1 protein-coding gene is annotated in these 1,416 nt (G+C 38.1%); it reads left to right on the top strand.

Annotated elements, in window-relative coordinates; genetic code table 11:
* Nucleotides 1–125 precede the first annotated feature (125 nt).
* Nucleotides 126–1,382, top strand: coding sequence for an ISL3 family transposase (locus C1E99_RS11535; RefSeq protein ID WP_105207630.1), 1,257 nt, complete (start codon nucleotides 126–128; stop codon nucleotides 1,380–1,382).
* Nucleotides 1,383–1,416 lie beyond the last annotated feature (34 nt).

The raw sequence follows: 1,416 nt of genomic DNA, 5'->3' as shown, positions 1-1,416 counted from the left end.
GGCTCTATAATTTCTGTAGTGGGTAAATCCACCATGGAAATTATGGAGCCTTTTTGAGTATAGAAAAAAAGTTCCATATGACCTATAATGAAAAGTGCTCAAACTATCATTTTAGAAAGACTCATATGGAACAACTAAATCTTATCACAAATCTTCTCAGAATTAAAGACAAAAATATCACTATCTCTAATGAATATGACCTAGGAACTCACTTAGAACTCCACGGTCACTTGGATTATACAGCCCCTAAATGCCCTTCCTGCAAGGGACAAATGGCCAAATACGACTTCCAGAAGGCCTCTAAAATCCCCTACCTAGAAACTGCTGGTTATCCCTTGCTTATCCGACTTAGAAAGCGTCGTTTCAAGTGCAAAGAATGTGGGAAAATGACTGTTGCTGAAACTCCTCTTGTCAAGAAGAACCACCAAATTTCTGTCGCGGTTAACCAGAAAATCGCCCAATTACTCATCGAAAATCAAGCAATGACACATATTGCACACAGGCTATCTATCTCAACATCATCAGTTAGTCGAAAGCTAAATGAGTTCAAGTTTGAAACAGATTGGAATACCTTACCTGAGGTGATGAGCTGGGATGAGTATGCCTTCAAAAAGGGGAAAATGAGCTTTATCGCTCAAGATTTCAATTCCCTAAATGTTATTACCATTCTGGACGGAAGAACACAAGCAACCATCCGAAACCACTTTCTACGCTATCCTAGAAAGGTTAGAAATCAAGTCAAAGTCATTACCATGGATATGTTTAGTCCCTATTATCAACTTGCTAAACAACTATTTCCAAATGCCAAGATAGTACTTGACCGCTTTCATATTGTTCAACACCTTAGTCGTGCTATGAACCGTTTCCGTATTCAAATTATGAATCAATTCGACAGAAAATCGCACGAATACCGAGCCTTGAAACGCTACTGGAAATTGATACAAAAAGATAGCCGTAAACTCAGCGATAAACGATTTTATCGCCCTATGTTTCGCATGCACTTGACTAACAAGGAAATCCTAGAAAAACTCCTATCCTACTCAGATGAACTCCGACAACACTATGAACTCTATCAGCTTCTCTTGTTCCATTTCCAAGAGAAAAACTCAGATCATTTCTTTGACCTTATCGAACAGGAAATAGCCAATGTTAATCCTATTTTCCAGACGGTATTTAAGACATTTCTAAAGGATATAGACAAGGTTTTAAACGCCATGGAATTGCCTTATTCCAACGCCAAACTGGAAGCTACCAACAATCTCATCAAAGTCATTAAAAGAAATGCCTTTGGTTTCAGGAACTTTGAAAATTTTAAAAAACGTATTTTGATTGCTTTGAACATAAAGAAAGAGAGAACGAACTTCGTCCTCTCTAGGTGTTAGCTTTTCATCTACCCACTACAGTTGACAAAGAGCC

This window comes from Streptococcus suis, from assembly GCF_002964045.1.
Classification (GTDB): Bacteria; Bacillota; Bacilli; order Lactobacillales; family Streptococcaceae; genus Streptococcus; species Streptococcus suis_U.
The sequence above is the reverse complement of the archived record's forward strand: the minus strand, read 5'-3'. Positions and strand labels throughout refer to the sequence as shown.